The sequence below is a fragment of the Vibrio sp. 14N.309.X.WAT.E.F5 genome (assembly GCF_030397615.1).
GTDB lineage: Bacteria > Pseudomonadota > Gammaproteobacteria > Enterobacterales > Vibrionaceae > Vibrio > Vibrio lentus.
The window spans coordinates 116446-137001 of the sequence record NZ_JAPNXR010000013.1 but is presented as its reverse complement, the minus strand read 5'-3'; the positions used below and the strand labels follow the sequence as shown (position 1 = coordinate 137001).

Sequence of the window (20556 nt, the reverse complement as noted above, 5' to 3'; positions counted from 1 at the left end):
AGTCGCCTTTGCGTGGCTTTTTTATTTGTTTTTGTCTCGCTAAATAAACTTGAGAACAGATAAAAATGTCCTTAATTATTAGAAGAGTTAATTAAAAGGAGGGACGACATGTATCGATATGTCAGTTCGCCACAAGCGTCGAGATACATCGTGCCACCACCTCAACATCGTGAGTTGTCGAGTGTGGATGTGCCTGAGTCTGAATTGGAGATGCGAGAAATTCTAAATAATTGGTTTGCCGATGGTTTGGCTCCCATTATTCAAAGTGATGACGATTACATTTCGGCAAGCGATCAAGTTCGATTTGAGAAACTCAGCCGTACGGTTGGCATGTTATTGAGGAACAAAGACTATTACTTTGCAACTAAGCGTATCCTATCTTTGTGGGAGCAAGATTGCCTTGAAACCACCTATGTTAATTACCTCATTCTACGCAGCGAAAGAGCCACTTCGTTAAGGTGATCAAACGCAGTCTGGGCTCGCTGACCATGATTGCTTGTTTTGAGTGTTTATTTGCTAAGAAAGTAGGCAAACAAAAAGGGCAAGCTTTGAGGCTCACCCTTAAGGTTCTTTCTTTAACGTTACAGTTTTTACTAACCGTTATTTTGACCTAATTCTATACAGGTGCGACTTACACCCAACCATCAAACTTCAGTCGTTTTTGAATTCTCTCGACCGCTTCTTTCTGCATCTGTCTAACTCGCTCATTAGACACGTTCACATCCAGCATTTCTCCCACTTCGGATAGCGTCTTCACGTTGTTATCGAAGAAACCAAAACGGTGAATGAGTACCTTCTGCAATTTAGGTGGCAGTGTGTTTATGATCTGCTCTAGCGCATGTGTAAATGATTGGTCTTCACAATCTTGTTGAGGGTCGGGGATGTATTCACTTTCGCACTGTTCAAGTACAAGTGGCGCGTGGCTGATACCAACCGTTGTTGTTACATCAATAAACCCGCTTAACGCGACCAGTTGATCGACACGTTCAGCTTTTACACCTGAGCTATTCGATAATTCTGAGATCGAGATTTCTTTGCGCATTTTTTTGCTTACATCGAGCTTCTTTGATGCAAGGCTATTAATTTCTTTGCACACATGAGCAGGTAAGCGAACGGTACGACCTTTGTTCATTAAAGCCGCTTCAATATTTTCGCGAATCCACCACACAGCATAAGTCGAAAAACGATAGCCAGGTTCAGGGTCGTATTTATCGATGGCCTTGATCAAGCCAATATTCCCTTCTTCGATGAGATCGAGCAGTGTGAAGTTGTTGCCTTTACGTTTTAGATAACTTTTTGCGATTTTTACAACGAGGCGTAGGTTTGATTCGATCATTACGTCGCGCGCTTGTTTGTCACCCGCACGATTCAACTTTGCGTAATACAACTCATCTTCACGCGACAACAGATCAATGCCCACAATATCCTTTAGATAGTGAGCATAAGGTTCTGTAGCAGTAGAAAATGATTCTTTAATGGGAGTTTCATTCGTGAGCCCCTGAAACGCAGCAAAACTGTCATTGTTCATTTCCTTGTCCTTTTTTAGCCGACTGAACGTTTTATTTTTTTATTATTATGCCACCAAGTGATTAACGCTTGGTTTCATTAGAGTGTAGATAACAGTTTCTTCTTTACCAATAAATAAAATGCAATTTCGTGTGTTACTGTCACAAAAAGAACTACAAATATTTAACTAAGTTGCATGTTATTGAGAGGGGCGTTATTGCAGATAAAACATGAACATGCAGGGTTTATAAAGCACGTGTTATGCATCGTTATATGTAGATAAGTGAGGTGAATTTATAGGTGTATTTGGACTCTGTAATTGACAGGGAGTAATGAGGAGAAAATGGCAAGAGTCGAGGTTCAATGTTGCCAAAGTTCCCCAACTCTTTAATCTGTACAGCTGATATTGGTCACTGCGTAACGTTTGAAAATCTGTTGTCAAACAAGCTCAGTGAATTTATTAATAGGTGCTAAGCACTTCATCAATTTGCTGATTAATGATCTTTACTTCGCTGTAGATAACCGAAAGGTCATCATCTTGAGGCGCAAGTTTATTAAGCGTATTTTGCTCGACTCTTTCTAAGGCTACTGTGGCCGTTTCTTCGCCGAAGCTGGCTAAGATGCCTTTCAATGTATGCACCGTAAAATGAAGCTTGCCCCAATCCTGCTGCTGAACCAGTTCTTGTATCTCTTCTAATGAATTGCCATGGTCTTCTTGATACACAGACAGCACAGCGAAAATTACTTCTCTGTCATTATCTAAGTAGGCATTTAAAGCATCAAAATCTAGCATATAGACTCCTGTCGGCTGCTTGTTGAAAATGGACTAGGTGGTTTAGTGGAAAAACCATACCTTGATGAATCACTGACCCATTGGTTCCATCTGGGTGGAAGTTCTAGTTGTGTCAATTCTTCTATGTATTCGTCACTAAGGTTTGCTTCTATTTGAGCGTTATTGACGGCATATAGATAGTCAAGTTTGGCGGCGACTGAATAGGGGTAATTGTGAATGTAATCTTTTAATTCTTGGATCGACCCCGAATTTCCAATATTGATGCAGGTCGAAGGGTCAGCTTTGTTTAACGCAAGTTGCTCTTGTACCTGCTCGCCACGAGATTTTAGGCATTCAGCCACAAGGTGATATAACGAGTATTCACCAAAATGACTGAGCAAAGGCAGCAATTGAGTGAGCAGCGAAGTGGGTTGGTTGAAAAATTGATTCGATAAAAGCTTGGTTGCTCGTATTACTTTTTTATGTGCAACCGATGGGCTGTTTTCGATCAGTAATATACTGCTTTGAAACAGAGCAAGGCTTGCTAACACTTGTTGTTGCAGCTTTGCTGGCAGCTTTAAATTAACCAACTCAGTAAATTGGTTGGCGTGCTCAAGCAACATACGTTTGTTCTGTGTTTGAGTTTCACGTTGATAGGTCGCTTTCAGAGAGTCGTAATGCGTACCTATGGAATGAATAAGATCAATGTCAGCGGACGAAATGTGTGTCGCATACATTTCCCCAAGCTTAATTAGCATATGGGTATTATCTGAGTTTTCAGCTAAGTCGATCGCTCTGATTGCTCTGTGGCTGATGCTTGGTGTCATTTCAAATGCGCGAATCGCCAATTTGAGAGCAGGTAACAGCATCTTGTGCTTTTCATAGATGCAGCTTAAGCAATCAATCACGTTCAATGACAATGGCTGAACAATCAGATAATTGTGCAGTTTCTCTATCGCCAGGTTTGGCTTACCTAAGCTGTCTAAAATTAATGCCTCAGCCACTAACTTGGTCGGGTGCATTTTCGTTTTCGAGTTAGTGATAACATTCGACAGCAAGTCCCACTTTTGACCTGCAATTAAGTGTTCAATCAGTGTCGCTTCGAACTGAACATTCACTTGGTTACTGGGGATGCTGAGCGCCTGTTTAAGTAAGTCTGGTGTGTTAATCGGGTAGAGACGATTTAGTTGATCGATTTGCTGCGACTCGAACACCGAACTTTGGATTTTCTTACCTAATGATTGAGTATGAATCGGCTTAGAAATGAAATGATGAGCCTCGCCTGAAAGGGCGGTTAATACCGTTTCTTGGCGCATGTCACCAGAGAGCAAAATCGTCGCGACTGTGTGGTCGATAAGTCGATTTCGATACAGAATTCCCAATAATTCAAAACCCGTGAAAGATTGCTCTAAGTGGTAATCAATGAGGAGAACGTGAAAAGAGTGCGTCTCGACCGCTTTAATGGCTTGTCGATAATCGGTTGCAATAAAAATGCAGTCACGCGCAATGCCAAGGCTCGCCAATTGTTGCTTGATAAGTATCGTTGCACTTTTAGAGTCGTCGACAATCAAAACCCGTAGGTCTGGTGGTAAGGTCAAATCCATTTTCCTCAATACCAAATGTTATGTTTAATTTAGGTGTCAGGTTGCACATTGTCAAGGTGTCTAGATCACATGTAATCGCTCAATAAACTATTGGTAATTAAAGAGTATTCGATAACATCAATGAAACCCGTACTATTGCTGTTTTTTGACCTATATTTTGCATGGTGATAGCAGCTTTACCAACAAAAAGAGGCAAGCCAATAAGCTTACCTCTTTATTTTGCACTCGATTGTTTTACTTTCTATTCTTGGCTTTGTTGTCGATATGGAAGCCTGAAAGGAGCTTCTAAGTCTAATCTCGCATATTAAGGATTAATACCGCAGCTAATGCTAAGAATGCCGTCATCATTAAGAACACATCGTTATAAGCCATGATAGCGGCGTCACGTTGCATGGTTCCAAGTAAGCTCGCTTGCGCTTGTTGCATTGCTGTCGCGGCATCACTTCCTGATTGGATAAAGAACGCTTGTTGATCTTTGAGCGTTTGCCAACCCAATTGGCTCACTGAAGGCAGCGACTCTTTGATATGAGCCAAATGCTCGCGCGTTTTGTTATCTAGCAACGTAGCAATAATCGCAATACTGAACGCGCCACCCAAGTTACGCATTACGTTGGTTAAGGTCGAAGCGTCAGGCGTATCCATTTTACTGATGTTTTTCATCGCAACCAAAGACAGCGGAACCATAATAAACGGGCTACCAATAGCACGCAGAACCATAGACAAGATCAACTGTTGACCACCAAAATCTATTGTCATATGCGTGTTCACGTAACAACTGAAGCCAAACATCGCGAAACCAAAGGTCACTAAGTACTTAGGCTTAATGATTTGCGTCAGCTTAGGGACGATTGGGAATATCAACAACTGTGGGAAACCCATCCACATTAGCACCTCACCAATTTCCATCGCGTTATATTGCTGAATTTGAGTGAGATACATCGGCAGAACATAGATAGAGCCAAGCAACGCCATCCCTAGAATCAAATAGGCGATACAGGACATCGCAAACTGCCCATCCCGCAATAGCCGCAGGTTAACCAATGGCTTTTTGTGTTGGAGTTCGTTTATCACGAAGTAAACCAAACTCACCGCCGACACTATACTCAAGCCAATAATAAAGCTCGAACTGAACCACTCTTCACGGTTACCTTCTTCTAGCACCACTTCCAAACAACCGAGCCCTAACGCCATGGTCGCGATACCAAACCAGTCCGCTTTTTTCAGCGTGCCAAGGTCGAGCTTTTCATCATCCAAGCCATATCGGATCATGGTGATCACGAGTAGAGCGGGTGGGATATTGATGTAGAAAATATAGTGCCACGAGAAGTTTTCGGTCAACCAGCCACCAAACGTTGGGCCGATTGACGGAGCAAATGTCGCCGTTACGCCGAACAATGCCATACCCACGGCACGCTTGTTGACAGGCAAAAGCTGAATCACTAGCGAGAAAGCAAGAGGGATTAAAGCACCACCACTAAAACCTTGCATCGCACGGAATACAATCATCGAGGTCATGTTCCAAGAGAACGAACACAACAAAGATGAAATGGTGAAAATGGCCGTCGTCCACGTGATATAACGACGTTTACCAAGCGCTTTAGAAAGCCAACCACTGAGTGGGATAGCAATCATCTCTGCGACTAGATAAGACGTAGAGATCCACGAGCTTTCATCTAAGGTGGCAGATAGCGCACCTTGAATATCTTTGAGAGACGAGTTGGTGATCTGAATATCCAAAATCGCCATAAACGCGCCAATCAAACCGCCAAATAGGGCGATCCAATGGCGTCTTGAAACCTCGCCATCATCATTAGTGTGGGTGACAACACCAGCATTACTCATGGTCTAGCCTCGTTTATCGATGGTCGCTACCACAGACAAACCAGGAAGCAGTCGACCTTTCAACTCTTGCTGATCTGGAATGATGATTTTCACCGGTACACGTTGAACGATTTTAGTGAAGTTACCTGTCGCGTTTTCTGGTGGTAGGAGTGCAAACTTGGCACCAGTCGCAGGGGAGAAGCTGTCGACAACGCCTTCGAGTGGTTGTCCCGGGAAGGCATCTAATTCAACTTCTACGGATTGACCTTTATGAATGCCGCTTAGCTGTGTCTCTTTGAAGTTAGCTTCGATCCACACTTGGTTGTTTGGTACTAAACTCATCAATGGCGCGCCTGCTTGAATCAACAAGCCTTCACGTACGCTGCGTTTACCAATTACACCATCTGTTGGCGCGTAAACTTTGGTGTAATCAAGGTTAAGTTGAGCTTGATCTCTTTGTGCTTGAGCTTCAGTCACCGATGCGTTTGCTTGTTCTATCTCACTAGCAATAACGGTTAATTGATCGTTGGTCGCAACGAGGTTTGCTTTTGCTTCTTCGAGATCTGCTTGAGTGACTTTTTGTTGTGCAGCCATGCTGTCGACTTCGTCTTGAGACGCGTAGTTACGTTTTAGTAAGCTACGAGAACGTACCACTTGCTGAATAGCACGTTCGTATTCAGCTTGTGCGGAATCGACACGGCTTTCTGCTTGGTTAATTTTGCTACGTTGTAACGTTTTTTGCGCCACTAGATTTTTTACGTCTGATTGCACCACGCTTAAATGGGCATTGGCTTGAGCGAGTGCTGACTGATAATCACGGTCATCGATTTGAACCAACAAATCACCTTCTTTAACCGACTGGTTATCACTCACATAAGACTTAACGATATAACCACTTACTTTAGGACTAATATTGGTAATGTCGCCTTGTAGGTAGGCATTGTCGGTTGACTCGAAGTACTGGCCATAGCCATACCAATATCCAGCGCCAGCTAAGCCCAATGACAGCATGATCGCAGTAGCAATAAGCGGTGCTTTTTTACGTTTTTTTGTGCTTACTGGTTGCGAAGCGTTGTTGTTCTCTGTCATTTCTCTTTCTCTTTTTGCTTTTATTTAGTTGTAACGAATTGTAAATGAATCTCATTAATTGATAAGATAGGAAAAAAGAGAAACACTGTTGCAAAAATCTAACTAATAGCGAGTTTGGGAGACAAGTATGGACTTGAATGCTGTGACTGTTTTTACACAAGTGGTTGATTGTGGGAGTTTTACGCATGCCGCCGAAGCGCTCAACATGACTAAATCAACCGTCAGCCGAAAACTGGCAGAGTTAGAACAGCATTTAGGTGTGAGGTTGATCACTCGTTCGACACGAAGTTTAGTGTTAACACCGGAGGGTGAGCGCTTTTATCAGTCAAGTATGCAGATGCAAGAGATCATGAACCAAGCTGAGTTAGAGGTTTCTGCCAATCAAGACTTGATCAGAGGCCCTCTCAATGTGGTGCTTCCTGTCGAGCTTGGGCATCAAGTGTTAGCGCAATACATTCACAGTTTCTTAAAAGAACACCCGAATGTGACTTTGAATTTGGAATTGACCAATCGAGAAGTCGACATCATTGCGGAGGGTATTGATCTATACGCGCAAATTGGTGAATTGGTGGATTCGAGTCTGGTTTCTCGATATCTCACCACTTCAAAAAGAACGCTTGTAGCAAGCCCTGAATATCTGGAACAGTTTGGAGAAATCAAAACGCCCTCAGACTTAAAATCTCCATTTCGTCTGATTGAAGTGGTAAATAAAGCTGCTCGTTTACCTAAGTGGCATTTGCAGTTGGAGGGAGGTGAGTCGGTATTGATCGATTTACCTTATCAGTTGAGGGTAAATACAATTACTGCGTGTCTTACTGCTTGTGTGGATGGACTTGGGTTAGCGGTGTTACCAGAGTTTATTTGTAGAGAGCACTTTAAGACGGGTAGGTTAGTTCGCCTATTGCCAGAATATGAGATGCCGGAAGTTTCAGTAAGCTTGGTGTATGCCGACAGACAACTGATGCCCAAGCGCAAAAAGGTATTCATTGATTATCTACTCACGGCATTTCAAAGCCGCAAGCATGAGTAGCTTTTTTCTAACCACTCTTAAGTCGCGACACAAGTATTCAGTTCTTTAGTCCGAAATAGAAAGCTAAAGAACTGAAGAACTCACTAGCGAAACAATAATAGTGCGATCAATTGAGCTCTGGTTTCCACTCTACGACTTGTCCATTACTTAATACGGCTTTGATAGACGTTGCCGCAACATCGACACCGTTTTGGTGAAACGCTTGGTCAGAGAAATTCGCGATGATCTTACTGCCATCATCAAACACGGTTTGTTGAACCTTACCGCTATTGTCTAACCATATGAAATCGACTAATTGTTTATCCCATAGCTGCTCATGTATTGGCTCAAATCCATCTTGATAGTGCTTCAAAGCCTTAAGCCTTGGGCTTGAACTCGATAACGCTTCATCTCGTGTTAAGTGAACCATCGCTGGCGTGTTGTAAAGCATGGCAGTCAAATCACGATGGGCTTTCACATTGGTGAATTTCAAGCTGTCTGAATGCCAGTGGTGGGTGTTAATCACTTCGTCGTGAAATACTGCTTGGTATAGCGGAATTCGGTATTGAGACGAAAACAGCAATGACTTGTAGGGTTCTTTGACCTTAGCGGACTTGAAGAAAAAGTCAGGTTTATGGTCTGGATACCAACGACCCAAGTAATAAGGTGATTGGTGGTCTTCTTTCATTTCTTTATCTGACCAACCAAAGCCGACCGTTTCTAAGCCGTGTGCAAACGCGATGCCTTTTGTCGTCAGGCTATTGCCATCTTCAGAACCAAGCACCAAATCTGGTTGCTCGCTTAACCACTGCATTCGGTTATTGAAGGCAGAAAGCATATCCGACTCACTGCTGTTATCGCTGTAGTCCTCACGCGCCATCGCAGTCGCATCAACATCTAGGAACAGGCTATTGAAGTGACCAAAACGCATGATGTCTACAGCGCGCTGTTTTACGTAACCCAAATGGCAATTCGGATTCAAGTAAAAACCGTTTCCTCGAAATCCTTTTTTCAAACTGCCATCCGCCATTTCAATCGCACAACTTTGACGCATCGGCTTTGGTAATTGGGCGGTTAGCCAGTTGTCATTGAGCTTCGCAGGAATGGCTGTGTTGTAGGAGTCATAGGTTCCAACCAGATAACCAGATTGTTTAGCCAGTTCAACGGCATTCGGTTGATAGAAAGCTGGTATCCAGTTATCGAAGCCTAACCAAAGCTTGTTTAATCCTGCTTTGTTCAGATTGTTGACCATATCCGATGATAAGGCTTGCCCCCAAGTTTCAGGTGCATTGAGATAAGAGGAAGCATGCTTAATCAACCAGCTTTTCTTGCTCTGAGCTGCGGTGTGTTGGGCTTTAATTGTGTTGTTCGTCAGTGTTGGCGTCGCAACGGGGAACATGCTATTTAGTGAGTGACTAAGCGAGTCTAGCAACAATTGTTTGTGATACTGGCTAAACCAATCTTTGCCTTTAGACAGGGAAGACAGTTCTCGTTTGGCGTCACTTGGAACAATCAGTTTTGACCTCGATAGATACCAGGCTTTTAATCCCCACCAGTCGCTCACATCTTGGATGCTTAATGGGTCTTTACCAAACAAGTAGACGTGGCTTGCACCGATTAGCTTATTTACATCTGGGTTACGCTTTTGCTTTTCGATAAGCGATTCAGAGAGACCATTCTCACTGCGGCAATCACGGTATTGTTTAGCGCCATCTAACCAAGAGTCCCCAAGTGTTATCCGAACCGTAAAAGGCTGTGATTGATTCAGCGTTGTAAATTGGCGTGAAGCGCTCATATCAATCTTGGTCTTCTTATCAGAAGGCGTATCCGACGATGCATCAGAAAAGAACAATTGGTTGTTTGTCGGGTTAATCATCTGATAACTGATGAATTGATCGTTCTGTTGTACCGTCCAAAATGGCATTTTTAAGTCTTGAGTGGTGTTACTTCCTGAATGGTTTTCGACTAGGTAATTGGCCCATTGCTTATTGTTGGTAGGAACGCGCATACCCTCACTAAAGGGCAGGAATAGAGTCTGAGTTTGTTGTTCTGCTAGGTCAAACCAAACGAGTTCAATGGGCTGGTTTCGCTTTACCTGTGTGTTTTCAGCTAAGGTGAATTGGACAAGAAGATTATCTTCCTTCAACTCAGCTTCAACATTGATTCCGCTCGGCATGATCGTCCAAGACGCCTTGGTTTTTGAGTCTATGACTAGGTGAGTAACTTTTTGAGGTTGAAGATCAACGGTCAAAGCAGTGCTATTAACGCTTAAGCCATTCCAATCTATCGCTAATGTTTTTGTTGAAATCGATACTGTGTCGCTGTTGTTGGTATTCGTTAGCGTTATCTGGTTGTTTTGTGCGTTTGCCGAGAGCGCACAAGTAGTGAATAGAGCCGCAATAGCAAAAGACGTAAAATTAAGTTGATGACGAACGTTGACCATATCTAGATTCCGTAAAGGGTAAGTACGGTCATTACACCCAAGTGGCGTTGGTGTTTTGTCACCTATATGTCTCTATTCTTTCCCTTAGGTGTTTAATGTCATTGTATAGCGATTAACTTAGAAAGGCACCGCGACACGCTGGACATATTGGATTTCAATCGCTCCTTGGTATTCAAACATTTCAACCGATGCACTCAAATGTTTGGCTTTAGTTGCCGAGGGGCTTTCTGTCGGAACTGTTGTTTCAAGTGACTTGATTGGTACCTTGAAACCTAACATGTCGTATTTTTCATCAAACCATTGCCAACTCACGTTGGTGTCCGGGCAGTTGTCGATCACCTTGGGTGGCGTTACCACAACGTGAGGGTCGTTGAGTTTGCTTTCGAGTGTTAGCCATCGTTTGTTGTCGTCTAAAGCAACAATAATAGGGTAGTTGTTCGAACCTATCGTTAACTGATAAACACCCGATTCCGGTTTGATGAACATCTCATTGGTTTCGATCTCTTGATATTCGACATCAGAATTGAGTTGTCCGTCGATAACCACTTTCCCATCAGGCGAGACCAGAGAAATACGTTGTGTTTGATCTTCTAACACTTCGTTGAGTTGCTCCGCAGACACTTTGATTTGATAGCCTTGTGATGAAAGACCGTGGCGCTTGATAAAGCTCACTTGGATGTGGTTGTTGGGTGTAGCACTTTGTTCAAGAGTGCTCCCACATTGAGTCCGACTCAGGATTTCTTGTTTAACGGGTAGCCAAAGTTGACTATTAAGCTCTGCCTGATCAAGCGCGATTTGCAGTTCTTGCCATGCCACTTGCGGTTGATCATCGAGCAGTGATTGATAGCTGTGTTGCAATGGCGTGTCTGTAAACCAAGCCGCATTACACGCAAAGGGCAATGCGCAGAACAGTGCTGTTAGAGAGCTTACTTTCATTGTGATTCCCCAGCCAAACGATAACCAACGCCACGATGCGTCTCTAGATTTAGCGTTGGTAGCTTTTGACGTAAACGCAGTATGTGGTTATCAACGGTTCTTGTGCTTGGGAAGGCTTGATAACCCCAAATTTTATTGAGCAACTCATCTCGGTGAAACACACGACTTTGGTTCTGAATAAACAGTACCAATAGCTGAAACTCTTTAGGTTTCAACGTGATTGGACTTTCATCCAGATAAGCGATCCGTTCCGACAAGTTGATTTGGATATTTGCGTAATTTAAGTGGCTAACACCTAACGGACGAAGCTGCGTAATGACTCTGGCAAGCAATTCATCGTTCGAAAATGGCTTGGTCACGTAATCTTTGGCGCCTGCCATTAAACCTTCAACACGTTGTTGAACTTCAACTTTGGCGGTCAACACAATTACAGGTAGCGCTTTGATCAGTAACCAATTAGGTAAGTGTCGTAAGCTGTCGCCGTCTTCAAGTTGTCGATCAAGCACCACGAGATCGGCACGTAACCACAGCTTATTGGCACTCTGAGCATCTTGCACCCAAAGGCATTGATAACCATTGGACTCAAAGAAGCTGACGAGGCCTTGCCCAAGCAGTTGGTCGTCTTCAATCAGCAGTAGGGTGTTCATAAGCGATTTCCAAAATACATCGGGTTGGATTACGGAGAATGATGAGACGGCCATTCGCTTGCTTCATCAAGTGTTCGACAATAGTCAGGCCAATGCCCATATTATCTTGTTTGTGATTGCCGCACGGTGTTGTTCTTGAAATAAGTCGCTGTATCAAAGAGGGGAAATGACCCTCATCTTGTACCTCTATTCTCAGTTTATCTGCGAGGATGACTTTAACTAAAACCTTACCTTGTCCGTGCTGTTTGGCATTCTTGATCAAGTTATCTAAACAGATGGTTAGCCAGTAATAAGGCAGGTTAAGCTCGACTTCGCCTGCTTCACATTGATAAGCAATATTGTGCTTTTCGCAGACATGGTCGAGCCACTCTTCCAATGATGCGTTTTGCTTCAACAAAGGTTCAGATTGATCCGAACTTAGATACACTTTGCTGTTTTCGGTGAGCTGAGAGAGCCTTTGATAGTCTGAAATTAAACGCCAAACTGCCCCTTGGGTCTCATCGGGAAAATCGTCGTAACGGTTTCTGAACATTTCGACGGTTAGACCTAGGCTAGTAATTGGCGTGCGCAGTTCATGAGTAAGAAGCTGTAAAACGAACTGCCTCTCTTTTCGTTGTTTTGTTCTTAGGTACAAGACTCTGCCGAGTCCGGATAACAATGTAAACAGCAATATAAAGATCAACGTTTTCATGATCAGGTTGTCGTTGCTTGACTCGCTCAGGCACAGGTTACTGTAACGAAAAGAACAGCTTTCGCCTGACAAGGTCACTTCTTGTTGCTCGGCGATAGGCTTCCAAACTTCCGATGGAATCGCTTTCCAACCTTGTTCGCCACTCAACCAAAGCACATCACCTTGTTGCCAAGCACGGTATCCATTGAGCAGTGCTTCTCTGCCTTGTGCGGTTAAGTTTTCTAGCTTGGAAAATAACGGATGCAAAGGATTGCTGATACTCAAAAACGGATGAATCTGTTCACTGTTTTCTGGGTAACGAGCTACGTAACGATCAGCGAAGCTACCACCAGCAGGGTGTCGTTTTGAGTGTGCCGCGAACCAGATTGAATCCAAGGGTTGTTGTTGACACACAGCGAGTTCGAATTCGATGGCATCGTTCAAAGAAGGGTTGGAGCTTTCAATCGCTTGACAGTGATCTTGTATCGAGGCTAGTGCGGCGATGTCTTCCCAACTGAATTTGTTGAAATCCGGGTAACGACTGCTTTCTTGAAGAAGTGCTTTCGGAGATTGGGTTAACTCTTTCTGAGAAACTGAGATAGGAGAAGATTGCCAGCTCAATTGATACAGAGTTTGCCACTTGTCTTGCAAACTTTGGGCATTGGCTAGCGTAGGGAGCCAAAGGGTCAAACAAAGGGCTAATGTCAGCCTGCGCATCCAGTCATTCTCGTTAAAAGTTGTTGGGGTGAGTCTAAATGGTTTTGGTTAAGTTTTGTAACCTGAATGTCAACAAGTGCACTTTTGTTTAAAACTGTGATTAGCATGCCAATCAATCATCGTGAACTTGGTAAGTTCTGAAATCGGCACCATCAAATTGAACCTATCGACGAACCATACGCAACGAAAAGATAGATAAAGAAATTACGATATCAAACCCACATAAAAAACATATAAAACACCCACAAACCACCTCTGAGATTTTTATTTAAGCAATTGATTTATATTGTTTTATTTAATTGTAATGACGTTTTTATTCGATTGTGATGTTAGTGATCTTATTGGTCGTTAAAGTGACCCCATCAAAACGCACCCACTATATATTTTGGCAAATATTAGAGGGGAGCAGTGACTCATTTTAATTGACGTAAAGGTTACTCATGAAAAAATTATTGGCATGCGCCATCTTACTTGCAGTCCAAACTCCTAGCTTCGCTTCGGACATTCTTATTCAGGATGTAGACATCTTTGACGGCACATCAAAGCAACTACAGAAGAACATGGATGTGATCATTGAAGACAATATCATCAAACAAATTGGCGAAGACTTAGCAGCACTGCCAAACATGACGATTATTAATGGCGAAGGGAAAACCATGACTCCTGGACTCATCGACAACCATTGGCACTCAACGCTCGGACTCCCTTTAGGCCAACTTTTACGAGCACCAAACCAATACGTCGATGCGATTGCGGTAGATGAACTTGGAGACATGTTACTTCGTGGTGTTACAACGATTCGAGATGCGGCAGGGAATTCCGCTGGGTTAAAAATGGCCATCGACAATAAGTTCATACCGGGGCCTAGAATCTATCCATCACAGGCTCTGATTGGCCAATACTCAGGGCATATTGATTTCAGAAACCCGAACTTCTTACCTAAAGAGTGGGGTGGTCCAGTAGACCCAATCGAACAGATGGGCATTGGTATTTTAGCGAACGGTACCGATGAAGTATTGGCAGCTGCACGTAACAACCTTTACCAAGGCGCCACACAAATAAAAATGGCCGTAACGGGTGGTGTTAGCTCTACCACAGATCCGCTATACGTGAACGAATACACGTTGGAAGAGATAGAAGCGGCAGTGAAAGTTGCCTCTGACTACGGTACTTATGTGATGGTTCATGCTCACTCTTCGGAAGGCATTCAAAGAGCCATCAAAGCGGGTGTAAAAACCATCGAGCATGCGGCAATGGCCGATGAAGAGACATTCGCAATGATTGCCAACAGAGGGCTTTATACTTCGATCCAAGTGTTAGTGTTCAAACAGCTGCTCGACACGATAGATAAAAACGACCCACGTTACCCTAAAGCTAAGCAAGGTTGGGATAATCTAGACAATATCTTTGACCATATTAAGAAATACAATGTTAAGACGGGTTGGGGAACCGATTTGTTGGAAGGTTTAGATAACCGAGAGCAACAACTACAGGACTTGGCTTTACGTGAAAAGTGGTTCACACCAGCAGAGATCTTGATTCAAGCGACGGGTACTAACAGCGAAATTCTACAACTGACTGGCAAACGCAACCCTTATGGCAAAGTGGGCGTAATTGAGGAAGGAGCAATGGCTGACGTACTTCTGTATTCGGCTAACCCATTGGATGATATAAACATCGTGGCTCAACCAAAAACGTACCTATCAACCATTATCAAAGATGGAGAGATAGTGAAAATTGAAGGTGAAGTCGTTTCGTATTACTAAGCCACTGAAAAATCGCACTTAAGGATCAACCGGAACGTTTTAATACTTCCGGTTGTTTTGCTTTTGTTTTCTTTTTGTTTCGTTGGTTCTGTTCGTTATAGAGCCCTGACTAAATTGGGATAAAATCAAAAAGTATCATTGGTTGCTTATATTTGAGTTAATATGATACTTAATGTTGGGCGCGTTCCTGTCTGAGTAAATATACTTAACTCATACCTAATCAGAGGAACACATCATGAAAGCATTCACTAAATCAGTATTGGTACTTAGTCTTTTAGCAGCAGGCTCCACACAAGCGTTTGAGCTCACCAGTAAGGATATTCAAGAAGGCCATCCAATGGCTAAAACATTTGAATACTCAAGCTGGGGCTGTGATGGGGGTAACCTATCTCCACAGTTGATGTGGAAAGATGCACCTGAAGGAACGAAAAGCTTCGCGATAACGGCTTATGATCCTGACGCACCGACTGAGAGTGGCTTCTGGCATTGGGTTGCGTTTGATATTCCAGCGTCGGTAAATGAATTGCCTCGTGGTGTCGATATCTCTAAGTTGGGTGGTAAAGAAGGGCGCATCGATTACGGCACGGTTGGTTTTGGTGGTGCGTGCCCTCCAGAAAATGACGGTATGCACCGTTACCAATTTACTGTCTGGGCGTTGCCAGCAGACAAACTGAATCTTGATGAAAACACGCCGTCTGCCGTTGTTGGCTTTACGTTGAATAGCATGGCGCTAGACAAAGCAAAACTAACCGCGACTTATACTCGCTAACGATAATCACAGCTTTTTAGTATAGAAAGGGGGAAAGATGAATCACCAATATCAAGTCACGACATTTCGTGCTGAGCAGCTACAAAAGTTGCGTAATGTGAGGATTCTTTCCCCGAGTATTATTCAGATCATTACTGGTAGTAAGCGATTGTTTTGGAAAGAGTCGCCATTTGATCTTTCTCACTCTCAGCTCTTATTGTGTGAGGCGTCTGCTTCGCTGAGTTTCGAAAACTTACCCCATAAAGGCCGTTTTCTATCTCGTGTATTCAGTTTCCACTATCAGCCAACTCAAGCCATGCTTGAACTGAGCGAGGAAAGGGCAAGCAGTGAATCATTACCAACTGTAGACGCTGATCGAGCATTGCAAGAATCACTGAATGCGCTGTTTTCATTTGATGTGCAGAGCATGAGCAAAGAGACACAACAGTTTTGGCTGCTGGGCTTGTATCAACAGTTGGCTGAAAAAGGCGCATTGCACCAGTTGTTTGTGAGCGCTAATGCCTCTTTTAGCCAGAAATTGAGTCATTATCTGTCACGTTCGCCAGATGAAAAACACCCACTTGAAGCGGTTGCAGAACATTTTGCAATGAGCCGCGCGACTCTGATTCGAAAACTAAAACACGAAGGGAAGCAGTACCGAGAAGTACTGGCTGAGGTACGTTTAAGCCATGCTTTATATTTGATGCAACATGGCCAACAGAATGTCGCAATGTTGGCTCAGTCTTGTGGATACCAATCCGAAGGGCGTTTTAGTCAACGCTTTAAAGGTAAGTTCGGTCTAACGCCGAGTGATTACATTAAAACAGTGACGACTAATTAACGAACTTGGGAGGTCTTGTTACACATTGATCTTCTTGTCTCTTGCGGCCAGTGCCGCGAAAATCGTACAAGCAAACGCGACCGCAGCGATCAATAGAATGGGCACACTCCAAGAATCAGTCAAAGCATGAAGCTTACCGACCAAAGTTGGGCCAGTTGCCGCTAAGGCATAACCAATGCCCTGAGCCATACCAGACAGTGAAGCCGCTTGGCTGCTATTCGATGTTCTCAAACCCACAAAAGAAAGCGCAATAATAAAGGTCGAACAGTTTGCCAGTCCAAATAATCCCACCCAGAATATCGCAAACTCAGGCAAATACAGTAGGCCAATCAATCCAATAAACACGCTCGAAGTACAAAGGGTAATGAGCCATTGTTGATTATCGTTTTTACCTAAGAATGGCAGTAAAAGTAGGCCTGGAACCATGGTTGAAAACTGTAGAAACCCGTAGATGTAACCCGCATCGATTTCGCTATAGCCAAGATCGTTCAAGATTTGTGGTAACCAGCCTGCCAAAGAGTAGAAGGTAAATGAGTTAAGCCCAAGAGCTAGCGTCACTTGCCACGCAACACTACTCTTAATCATCTTTTTCATCGGTAGCGGTTTATCTTCTTGCTTCTTATTGGTGGCAGAAGAGGAACGTTTTCTGATTTTAGGTAACCAGATCATCAAAGCCAGTATTGGAAATACGAGGTTCATTAACAGTGCTAATTGCCAACCTGTAAGCGTAAATAAGGTTAGATCTGAAAATGGCACCATCAAACTTGAGCCTAACGTCGAACCAATACCCATCGTAAAGATATACAGAGACGTAACCGTAGCAATCCGTGTCGGAAAACTGATTTTAACCACAACAGGTAGAAGAACATTACCAATCGCGATGCCCATTCCGATCATCACCGTACCGATGTATAAGGTTGGAATAATTCCCAAAGAGCGCAGCGTGATACCTGTCGTGATCAAAACTAATGCTAACAGCAGGCTTGGCTCAAGGCCGATTCGTTGAGATATTTTGGTGACTAACGGCGAAAACAAGGCGAACGTTAGCAGCGGTAAAGCCGTTAAGAATCCAGCAGCAGAAGAGTTAAGGTTGAGCCCTTCCATAACCTGAGAAAGCACAGGAGCCAAGCTAGTAAAAGGCCCACGAAGGTTAAGTGAAAGGAATAGAATCCCTAACATGACGAAAATGCTGTTACGAAGTGAGGCGCTCATAGGGTGTTCTACTGTTTGCTTATGAGAAGAGAGGCTAGCCTACAGGGCATTGAGTTGCTGCACAATTACCGTTGTTAAAAAGAGGTTAATTAGTCATCTAAACGGTAATGACGCTGCTATTCCTCAACATTCACTGACTTTATGACGATTTACGTCACTTGTTTTAAAACCCAATCAATAAATAGCGAGACCTTGGCCGAGTGCTGCTCTGTCGGTGTCGCGAAATAATATTGTTGTTTGCACACAATGGGTTGTGCGTTAAAAGGCGCAATAAGAGTGCCTGCCTCAATGTATTGAGAAACCACGCTATGCCTACCCATGGCTACGCCCGCATGATTTATCGCAGCCAATACAGCCAGATCGGATCGATCGAATTCGATATTGGATTCTGAACTCACCTCATCAAATTGGTTAGCATTCGCCCATACTGCCCACTCGCTATGGCTTGAGTCATAATTCCACGCTTGGTTATCGTGCAGTAAGGTCGCGTTAATTAAGCTATCAGGGTTGTTATGAAGCTCATGGTTATCTGCATACTCTTGAGAGCAAACGGGAGTGATACTTTCTTGCATAAATGTTTGGCAGCAAAGCTTATCGGGCAATTGGTCATCGTAGTAGATGGCGATGTCAATCCCGTGGCCTTGAAAGCTAATGTTTTCATTGCCGGTGAGTAGTTTTAGTGTGATCGCTGGATAGCGCTGTTTAAATCTAGCAATACGGGGAACCAACCAACTCTGCGCGAATGTCGGGCGTGAATAAATCGTCAGCGTGCCTGAAACCTCTTCATTCTTAACATCCAAAATCTCTTGGTTTAAGTCGTTCAAGGTTCGACTCAACGCGGCATAGATACGTTTGCCTTCGGCGGTGAGTAAGATCTTGCGGTGTGCACGTTCAAACAACTTAACATCCATCTCTTGCTCAAGCTTGTTGATGCGGTGAGATATGGCACTGGGTGTCATAGAGAGTTCCTGCGCCGCCAAAGAAAATGAACCATGCCTTGCTGCGACTTCGAACGTGTGCAGTTTTGATAGCTGTTGACTGTTTAATCGCTGGTTTTTGGAGTACACATTGTCTTGGCTATACATATTAGAAACACCATTGTTGGAATGAACAGACCACAACATTATAAAACCATACGTGAATAATAGTTACTCATAGTGGCTTTCTTTTGCGTAAATAGTCAAGAATCGGAACAATAGGTGAATTTATATCATGTGAATGTGAGTTTTTGTCGTTTGAACAAACGCTCAGATAGCGTTTAAATAGCAACGAAACCTTGTGATTAGATTTGAGTCGATTGGTCTTTTGTTCAACTGGCTACTTTTTAAGCATCGATCGCTCCTTTATCAAAGAAGATAACCATGACTGAATTGAATATCGCTGAACTGACCAATAAATTTCCTTTGTTGGAGCAACTGACCGCTTTGCAAGAGGTGAGTTGGTTTAACCCAAACATCACGACGTTAGAACAGGGTTTACCTTATGTGGGGTTAAGCGAAGAAGACATTCAAGATGCAAGCCTGCGATTACAAAGGTTTGCCCCTTATCTGGCGCAGGCATTCCCTGAAACACAAGTGACCAATGGCATTATTGAATCTGAGCTTATTGAAATTCCAGCGATGAAATCAGTATTAGATGATCATTATCAGTCGTCGATAAAAGGTCGCTTGATGATGAAAAAAGACAGTCACTTGCCAATTTCGGGTTCAATTAAAGCACGTGGTGGTATCTACGAAGTGTTAACACACGCCGAGAAGTTAGCGTTTGAAGCGGGGTTACTGGGTGAGAGCGATGATTACAGCAAACTGCTAAAACCAGAGTTTCGTGATTTCTTCAAACAGTACAGCATTGCCGTAGGCTCAACGGGTAACTTAGGTATGTCGATTGGCATCATGAGCGCCAAGTTAGGCTTTACAGTGTCGGTTCACATGTCGGCTGATGCGAGAGAGTGGAAGAAAAACAAACTGCGTGAGCATGGCGTCAATGTGGTTGAGTACGAGCAAGATTATGGTGTTGCGGTAGAGCAAGGCCGTAAAGAAGCGGAGCAAGACCCGCGTTGTTTCTTCATTGATGATGAAAACTCACAAACCCTGTTCCTTGGATATTCTGTGGCGGGGCAAAGAGTAAAGCAACAGTTTGAACAGCAGCAGGTTCTGATCGATGAAGACCATCCGCTGTTCGTTTATTTGCCTTGTGGTGTAGGTGGTGGCCCCGGTGGTGTGGCATTTGGCCTAAAGATGGCTTTTGGTGACCATGTACACTGTATCTTTGCAGAACCCACACATTCGCCTTGTATGTTGTTGGGAGTCCATACCGGTTTACATGACGAAATCGCGGTGCAAGATCTGGGTATTGATAACCTAACTGCCGCAGACGGACTCGCAGTAGGTCGAGCTTCAGGTTTTGTTGGAAGAGCAATGGAGCGTTTACTCGACGGCTATTACACGTTAACCGACGAACGCATGTATCAATTGCTAAGTGAACTGAATCGAGCGGAGGGAATTCAATTGGAGCCTTCTGCACTGGCGGGTATGCCGGGAGCTGTACATGTTGAACACAACAGTGAGTATTTGGCGCGGTTAGGCATTGATGATTCTACGTTAGCCAACGCGACGCATCTTGTGTGGGCGACAGGCGGCGGCATGGTGCCAGAGCAAGAAATGGCTGCGTATTTAGCTAAGTCTTCGGTGTAAATCAGATAGAAAGTCGGACACTGATTGATGATTTATGAGTTTAAACGAAGCAATAAGTTGCGCAGATCGTTATCCCAAACAC

17 protein-coding genes are annotated in these 20556 nt (G+C 43.7%); 6 read left to right on the top strand and 11 right to left on the bottom strand.

The features are described from left to right. Nucleotides 1–108: 108 nt before the first annotated feature. Nucleotides 109–462 carry a hypothetical protein gene (locus tag OW495_RS15390; RefSeq protein ID WP_065105667.1) on the top strand — a complete coding sequence of 118 codons (354 nt, stop codon included), beginning with the start codon at nt 109–111 and terminating at the stop codon, nt 460–462. Between the two features lie 169 nt (nt 463–631). On the opposite strand, the gene OW495_RS15385 is transcribed toward OW495_RS15390, so the two are convergent. The 5 genes from OW495_RS15385 to OW495_RS15365 form a co-directional block, all read right to left on the bottom strand. Continuing rightward, on the bottom strand, nt 632–1528 hold the full coding sequence (locus tag OW495_RS15385) for a sigma-70 family RNA polymerase sigma factor (RefSeq protein ID WP_102294801.1): 897 nt from the start codon (nt 1526–1528) through the stop codon (nt 632–634). A gap of 438 nt (nt 1529–1966) precedes the next feature. Further along, the gene (locus OW495_RS15380) at nt 1967–2299 is read right to left on the bottom strand and encodes an Hpt domain-containing protein (protein ID WP_076670207.1); all 333 of its coding nucleotides are present in this window, start codon (nt 2297–2299) and stop codon (nt 1967–1969) included. Beyond that, on the bottom strand, nt 2293–3882 hold the full coding sequence (locus OW495_RS15375; protein ID WP_289887302.1) for a response regulator: 1590 nt from the start codon (nt 3880–3882) through the stop codon (nt 2293–2295). Before OW495_RS15375 ends, OW495_RS15380 begins: the two co-directional genes overlap by 7 nt. A gap of 291 nt (nt 3883–4173) precedes the next feature. Continuing rightward, the gene (locus tag OW495_RS15370; protein WP_065112940.1) at nt 4174–5724 is read right to left on the bottom strand and encodes a DHA2 family efflux MFS transporter permease subunit; all 1551 of its coding nucleotides are present in this window, start codon (nt 5722–5724) and stop codon (nt 4174–4176) included. Between the two features lie 3 nt (nt 5725–5727). Then, nucleotides 5728–6792: an HlyD family secretion protein gene (locus OW495_RS15365; protein WP_289887300.1), complete on the bottom strand. Its 1065-nt coding sequence runs from the start codon at nt 6790–6792 to the stop codon at nt 5728–5730. Between the two features lie 127 nt (nt 6793–6919). Here OW495_RS15365 and OW495_RS15360 point away from each other — a divergent pair, with 127 nt between their 5' ends. After that, nucleotides 6920–7822 carry a LysR family transcriptional regulator gene (locus tag OW495_RS15360; RefSeq protein WP_017105947.1) on the top strand — a complete coding sequence of 301 codons (903 nt, stop codon included), beginning with the start codon at nt 6920–6922 and terminating at the stop codon, nt 7820–7822. A gap of 106 nt (nt 7823–7928) precedes the next feature. Here OW495_RS15360 and OW495_RS15355 read toward each other — a convergent pair whose 3' ends face one another. From OW495_RS15355 to OW495_RS15340, 4 genes are all read right to left on the bottom strand, one after another. Continuing rightward, on the bottom strand, nt 7929–10244 hold the full coding sequence (locus OW495_RS15355) for a glycoside hydrolase (RefSeq protein ID WP_289887298.1): 2316 nt from the start codon (nt 10242–10244) through the stop codon (nt 7929–7931). 117 nt (nt 10245–10361) lie between these two features. Then, nucleotides 10362–11180 carry a DUF2861 family protein gene (locus OW495_RS15350; RefSeq protein ID WP_289887297.1) on the bottom strand — a complete coding sequence of 273 codons (819 nt, stop codon included), beginning with the start codon at nt 11178–11180 and terminating at the stop codon, nt 10362–10364. Further along, nucleotides 11177–11827 (bottom strand): response regulator transcription factor, encoded by a 651-nt coding sequence (locus OW495_RS15345; RefSeq protein WP_289887296.1) that lies wholly within the window; start codon nt 11825–11827, stop codon nt 11177–11179. Before OW495_RS15345 ends, OW495_RS15350 begins: the two co-directional genes overlap by 4 nt. Next, entirely contained in the window at nt 11805–13214 is a 1410-nt protein-coding gene (locus OW495_RS15340) for a DUF3404 domain-containing protein (RefSeq protein ID WP_289887295.1), read from the bottom strand. The genes OW495_RS15345 and OW495_RS15340 overlap by 23 nt, the downstream gene beginning before the upstream one ends. A gap of 440 nt (nt 13215–13654) precedes the next feature. Between OW495_RS15340 and OW495_RS15335 the strand changes: the two genes are divergently transcribed. The 3 genes from OW495_RS15335 (at nt 13655) to OW495_RS15325 (ending at nt 16569) form a co-directional block, all read left to right on the top strand. After that, on the top strand, nt 13655–14980 hold the full coding sequence (locus OW495_RS15335; protein ID WP_192852585.1) for an amidohydrolase family protein: 1326 nt from the start codon (nt 13655–13657) through the stop codon (nt 14978–14980). A 235-nt stretch (nt 14981–15215) separates the two neighbouring features. Then, nucleotides 15216–15749, top strand: a complete 534-nt coding sequence (locus OW495_RS15330) for a YbhB/YbcL family Raf kinase inhibitor-like protein (RefSeq protein ID WP_065112947.1) — start codon at nt 15216–15218, stop codon at nt 15747–15749. Nucleotides 15750–15786: 37 nt separating this feature from the next. Continuing rightward, a complete protein-coding gene (locus OW495_RS15325; RefSeq protein ID WP_102513350.1) occupies nt 15787–16569 on the top strand; it encodes a helix-turn-helix transcriptional regulator in 783 nt (260 codons plus the stop codon). An 18-nt stretch (nt 16570–16587) separates the two neighbouring features. Here the strand turns inward: OW495_RS15325 and OW495_RS15320 are convergent, their stop codons facing one another. Then, nucleotides 16588–17781 (bottom strand): MFS transporter, encoded by a 1194-nt coding sequence (locus OW495_RS15320; protein ID WP_102513349.1) that lies wholly within the window; start codon nt 17779–17781, stop codon nt 16588–16590. A gap of 149 nt (nt 17782–17930) precedes the next feature. Continuing rightward, nucleotides 17931–18866: a DNA-binding transcriptional regulator DsdC gene (gene dsdC, locus OW495_RS15315; RefSeq protein ID WP_289887310.1), complete on the bottom strand. Its 936-nt coding sequence runs from the start codon at nt 18864–18866 to the stop codon at nt 17931–17933. 276 nt (nt 18867–19142) lie between these two features. Here dsdC and OW495_RS15310 point away from each other — a divergent pair, with 276 nt between their 5' ends. Next, the gene (locus OW495_RS15310; protein ID WP_289887290.1) at nt 19143–20474 is read left to right on the top strand and encodes a D-serine ammonia-lyase; all 1332 of its coding nucleotides are present in this window, start codon (nt 19143–19145) and stop codon (nt 20472–20474) included. Nucleotides 20475–20556: the final 82 nt, after the last annotated feature.

Excerpts from the sequence above, each read along its gene's own strand:
- OW495_RS15390 (WP_065105667.1), top strand. The coding sequence starts at position 109 with ATGTATCGATATGTCAGTTCGCCACAAGCGTCGAGATACATCGTGCCA.
- OW495_RS15385 (WP_102294801.1), bottom strand. The coding sequence starts at position 1,528 with ATGAACAATGACAGTTTTGCTGCGTTTCAGGGGCTCACGAATGAAACT.
- OW495_RS15380 (WP_076670207.1), bottom strand. The coding sequence starts at position 2,299 with ATGCTAGATTTTGATGCTTTAAATGCCTACTTAGATAATGACAGAGAA.
- OW495_RS15375 (WP_289887302.1), bottom strand. The coding sequence starts at position 3,882 with ATGGATTTGACCTTACCACCAGACCTACGGGTTTTGATTGTCGACGAC.
- OW495_RS15370 (WP_065112940.1), bottom strand. The coding sequence starts at position 5,724 with ATGAGTAATGCTGGTGTTGTCACCCACACTAATGATGATGGCGAGGTT.
- OW495_RS15365 (WP_289887300.1), bottom strand. The coding sequence starts at position 6,792 with ATGACAGAGAACAACAACGCTTCGCAACCAGTAAGCACAAAAAAACGT.
- OW495_RS15360 (WP_017105947.1), top strand. The coding sequence starts at position 6,920 with ATGGACTTGAATGCTGTGACTGTTTTTACACAAGTGGTTGATTGTGGG.
- OW495_RS15355 (WP_289887298.1), bottom strand. The coding sequence starts at position 10,244 with ATGGTCAACGTTCGTCATCAACTTAATTTTACGTCTTTTGCTATTGCG.
- OW495_RS15350 (WP_289887297.1), bottom strand. The coding sequence starts at position 11,180 with ATGAAAGTAAGCTCTCTAACAGCACTGTTCTGCGCATTGCCCTTTGCG.
- OW495_RS15345 (WP_289887296.1), bottom strand. The coding sequence starts at position 11,827 with ATGAACACCCTACTGCTGATTGAAGACGACCAACTGCTTGGGCAAGGC.
- OW495_RS15340 (WP_289887295.1), bottom strand. The coding sequence starts at position 13,214 with ATGCGCAGGCTGACATTAGCCCTTTGTTTGACCCTTTGGCTCCCTACG.
- OW495_RS15335 (WP_192852585.1), top strand. The coding sequence starts at position 13,655 with ATGAAAAAATTATTGGCATGCGCCATCTTACTTGCAGTCCAAACTCCT.
- OW495_RS15330 (WP_065112947.1), top strand. The coding sequence starts at position 15,216 with ATGAAAGCATTCACTAAATCAGTATTGGTACTTAGTCTTTTAGCAGCA.
- OW495_RS15325 (WP_102513350.1), top strand. The coding sequence starts at position 15,787 with ATGAATCACCAATATCAAGTCACGACATTTCGTGCTGAGCAGCTACAA.
- OW495_RS15320 (WP_102513349.1), bottom strand. The coding sequence starts at position 17,781 with ATGAGCGCCTCACTTCGTAACAGCATTTTCGTCATGTTAGGGATTCTA.
- dsdC (WP_289887310.1), bottom strand. The coding sequence starts at position 18,866 with ATGTATAGCCAAGACAATGTGTACTCCAAAAACCAGCGATTAAACAGT.
- OW495_RS15310 (WP_289887290.1), top strand. The coding sequence starts at position 19,143 with ATGACTGAATTGAATATCGCTGAACTGACCAATAAATTTCCTTTGTTG.